Source organism: Kitasatospora sp. NPDC051914, from assembly GCF_040680995.1.
Lineage (GTDB): Bacteria > Actinomycetota > Actinomycetes > Streptomycetales > Streptomycetaceae > Kitasatospora.
Genome location: NZ_JBFAXX010000150.1, coordinates 1 through 3,600, shown reverse-complemented (window position 1 = coordinate 3,600; position 3,600 = coordinate 1). Strand labels below are relative to the sequence as shown.

Genomic DNA, 3,600 nt, shown 5'->3' with positions numbered 1-3,600 from the left:
GAGTGCCGATCGGCAGATCCCCGATCACCCCGAGCACCGTCTCCACCCCGTTGGGCACGTTGCGGTTGGCCTGCACCTCGCCGCCCTGGCCGACCAGAGCTATCTGGGACCTCTTGCGATGCACGTCGATCCCGACGTAGACAGACATAGCCGGGCCTCCTTCCCGAGCTCGCACGTACCCGGACGATAGGCATCGCCGGGCTGAGCACGGAAGGGGACCCGGCCCTCATAGGGTCAGGTCAATGACCGTTGTCAAGGTGCACCGGAATCCCGGCAGCCCCTCTGTACCCCTTGTCCTTGTCTTTGGTTGTTGGGTCTGGGGCGTGAGGCGGTTTGCGCGCTCCAGGGCCGCTGCTTGGCCCTTCCCTTTCTGCGTCCGGCCGGCCGCGCGCCCGGTGACCGGGCCGGGCGATGGTGCGGTGGGGTGGTGGCGGCCGGGGGCGGGCTGTCGGTGCCATGAGGTATCGAGGAACGGACGGAAGATCACCAACCGGCGGGGGAAGCAGCCATGAGCCACGACGAGGACGAGCAGCAGCAGCCAGACCGACCCGACCAGACCGACCGGCCACCGGCCGCCAAGACGCGCACCGCGTTCGTCCGCGCCAAGGCCTACCCCAACGGATCCACCGGCCCGCTGCGCCACAGCGTCCTTGAGGTGCTGGGCGTGCTGAAGGTGGCGACGGTCAAGCAGACCTGGCTGCTGGCCCAGCCCGGCCACGAGAAGCCGAACACGGTGGCCGGTGCGCTGCGCGACCTCGCGCTGAACAAGCTGACCGAGAAACGCGGCACCACCTCCGGCATCCCGGCCCCCAGCCACAGACCACCGACGGTGACACGCCCGCCGCCGACAGGACCGGCGCCGGGACCGGGACACTGCGCCCGGCGCGGCGCAGGCCGATGCGGCCGGTCGGGGCGGGGGCGGTGATCTGGGGCCTGACCGACCTCGGCCTGGACGCCGCGGCATCCACGCTGCCCTCCGAGCGGAAGATCGGCGGCCGGGCCCGCTCGGTCGGCCGGACCACCGGCGCCCCGCACGCCATGGCCGTCAACGACACCATCGTGGCGATGACGAGCCCGGCGACGCCGGGCACCCCGATCGGCACCATCGCCGACTGGACGACCGAAGCCGCCCACCCCTGCCGGGCGATCGCGCCCAGTACGCCGACGCGGTCCTCACCGCGCCCGCCGACGGCGTCCCGCTGCTCCTGGTCGAGGTCGACCTCCACAACGAGACGCCGCAGTTCGTCGCCGCCAAGTTCGACCGGTACGCGGAGTACTTCGCGCTGACCTACAACGACCCGACGCACGACGGGCACCACAGCAGTGCGAAGAAGCTCCCCGTCTGACGGCGGAAGTACCCGCAGGCCGGCCGCCGGAGCCTGCCGCCGATCGCCCTGGTCCTCGGCGGCGCCGGCCCGCGCGGCCTGAACAACCTGATCAACAAGGTCCAGGACTTCACCTCGGCGCAGGCGGTGCCACCGGTGTTGTCCAGTGCTGCCACTCAGAGCCTGATCACTAACCACGTGTGCCGCTGGATCGGGTGATCGTCGTGGGGTGGAGGCATAGAAGAAGGGCCTCCTGGAAGTTCGTGAGGTGTCAACGCAACACGAACACCGGAAGGCCCTGTGCCACAGTTCTACCGTGAGGCCGATAGTGGCTTCAACTTGCCTACTCCTGCGTGTCGTTGTGCCGCTCATCTGTACGGATCTGCGAACGAACGCCCCGATCGGCGGCCGGTGTACTCCAGCGACATGTCCGACGCGGAGTGGCAGGTCACCCTTGCCGCGCTGCCCGCCCCGCCGTGGCTGGAGGGCCGCGGCGGCCGTCCGGCCCGGTACTGCGAACGCCAGCTCATCGACGCGGTCCGCTACGTCGACGACAGCGGCTGCAAGTGGCGCCAGCTCCCGGCCGACTTCCCGCCCCGCTCCGCCGTCTACGCCTACTTCCAGCGAACCGCCGAGAACGGTGCACTGGCCGAGTACCACGACCGGCTCCGTGACCGCGTCCGCGAGAGCGAGGGCCGCGCCGTCCAGCCGACCGCCGCGATCATCGACTCCCAGTCCGTTCCCGCGGCCGAGACCGTCTCCGCTGGCCACCGCGGTTACGACGCCGGGAAGAACATCGACGGCCGCAAACGCCACATCGCCGTCGACACCCTCGGCCTGCTACTGGCCTGCCTGGTCACCCCCGCCAGCGTTCCCGACCGCGACGCCGCCGAGCTGCTGCTTGAGTTCCTGCGCGACCAGCACGAACAAGTCACTCTCGTGTGGGCCGACGGCGGCTACACCGGCCTGCTCGTCGATTGGGCCCTGGTCGCGCTCGCCCTGACCGTGGCCGTCGTCAAACGCGCCGACGACACCAGCGGCTTCACCGTCCTGCCCCGCCGCTGGGTCGTCGAACGCACCCTGTCCTGGATCTGCCGGCGCCGGCGCTGCGTCCGCGACTACGAGCGCCTGCCCGCCCACCACCTCGCCATGGTCACCTGGTCGATGACCATCCTCATGACCCGCCGCCTGGCCCGACGGGCAGGCCACCCCGGATGAACCGGCCAGTCAGGCCGCCACGGCCCGCACCACCGCCCAGGCGAACCGGCCCCGATCCGCCTGCACCGCCCACCCACGCACTACCAGACGCTTTGCCTTCGCCCGCACACCCTCCACCACCGAGGCCGTCGCCTCCAGCCCGAGCAGACGCGCCAGCTCACCAGCCTGCAACGGCTCCGGGGACGCCCCCAACGCCTGTGCCAGTTCCCGGTAGATCGGCGGGAGAGCGTCCAGCCCCATGCCGGGCTCCCGCACCGGCACAGCCACCCGGATCCCGCCGTCCGCTCCCGCGATCGCCGGGCCGATCGCCACGGCGCCGCCCCGGCCGTCGGGCTTTCCGCGCAGCACATCCCGCAGCGTCTCCCGGGCGATCACCAGCCGCGACAACTCCGCCTCGGCCTCCCCGAGAGCAGCAGCCAGCCGGGCTGCCTCGCCCCGAAGCCGCTCGACCTCACGACGAGCCCCGGCTTCCCGCTCCTCCACCAGCCCCAACACCGACGGCACCAGCAACCTCCGCGTGGATCGAAAGAGACGAATCAACAGATCTCTCCCACACAGGACGGAAGTTCACGCCACCCCAACGATCACCCGATCCAGCGATCCGCGCGGGTTAGTGATCAGGCTCTCAGGAGTGCGGGAGGCTCAGTCCGTTGCGCACCGCGTCCAAGTCGCGGCGCAGGCCGGTGGCGAAGGAGGTCAGGGCGGGGAGGGTGTCGGCTTCGACGGCGGCGATCCACTGCTCGATTTCGTGGCCGCGTAGGCCTTTCATGATCTTCGCGAAGCCGCGGACGTGCTTGTCCAGGCGGGTGAGTTCCGGGCTGCGTTCGAGGATCTTCTTCAGGGCCAGGGCATCGTCCTCGCCGAGATGGTCGGGGTCGGTCAGGATCCAGCGGCTGGTCTCGCGCACGGTGGGCGGTTTCGGGGCTGGGGCGGGTGCGGGGCGGCCGTCTCGGTAGCGTCGCAGGTAGCGTTGGACGGTCTGTTCGCTGCCGGTGTAGCCCCGTTCGGTGATCTCCCGGGTCAGGGCGGTGGCGTTGTGCTCGCCCTCGTTCCAGCG

General features: G+C 70.7%; 4 protein-coding genes and 1 pseudogene. 3 read left to right on the top strand and 2 right to left on the bottom strand.

Annotated features, from left to right (window positions below; all coding sequences use genetic code 11):
• Nucleotides 1-508 precede the first annotated feature (508 nt).
• From AB0M03_RS39500 to AB0M03_RS39490, 3 genes are all read left to right on the top strand, one after another.
• Nucleotides 509-925 (top strand): hypothetical protein, encoded by a 417-nt coding sequence (locus AB0M03_RS39500; RefSeq protein WP_363501642.1) that lies wholly within the window; start codon nucleotides 509-511, stop codon nucleotides 923-925.
• On the top strand, nucleotides 922-1,287 hold the full coding sequence (locus AB0M03_RS39495; protein ID WP_363501639.1) for a hypothetical protein: 366 nt from the start codon (nucleotides 922-924) through the stop codon (nucleotides 1,285-1,287). Before AB0M03_RS39500 ends, AB0M03_RS39495 begins: the two co-directional genes overlap by 4 nt.
• 464 nt (nucleotides 1,288-1,751) lie before the next feature.
• Nucleotides 1,752-2,543 (top strand): IS5 family transposase, encoded by a 792-nt coding sequence (locus tag AB0M03_RS39490; protein ID WP_363501636.1) that lies wholly within the window; start codon nucleotides 1,752-1,754, stop codon nucleotides 2,541-2,543.
• Between the two features lie 9 nt (nucleotides 2,544-2,552).
• Here the strand turns inward: AB0M03_RS39490 and AB0M03_RS39485 are convergent, their stop codons facing one another.
• Both AB0M03_RS39485 and AB0M03_RS39480 read right to left on the bottom strand, forming a co-directional pair.
• Entirely contained in the window at nucleotides 2,553-3,047 is a 495-nt protein-coding gene (locus tag AB0M03_RS39485) for a hypothetical protein (protein WP_363501633.1), read from the bottom strand.
• 121 nt (nucleotides 3,048-3,168) lie between these two features.
• Nucleotides 3,169-3,600: pseudogene (locus tag AB0M03_RS39480) on the bottom strand (ISL3 family transposase); the annotation flags it as partial.

Bases quoted from the DNA above. Each gene is read 5' to 3' on its own strand.
- AB0M03_RS39500 (WP_363501642.1), top strand. From the start codon at position 509: ATGAGCCACGACGAGGACGAGCAGCAGCAGCCAGACCGACCCGACCAG.
- AB0M03_RS39490 (WP_363501636.1), top strand. From the start codon at position 1,752: ATGTCCGACGCGGAGTGGCAGGTCACCCTTGCCGCGCTGCCCGCCCCG.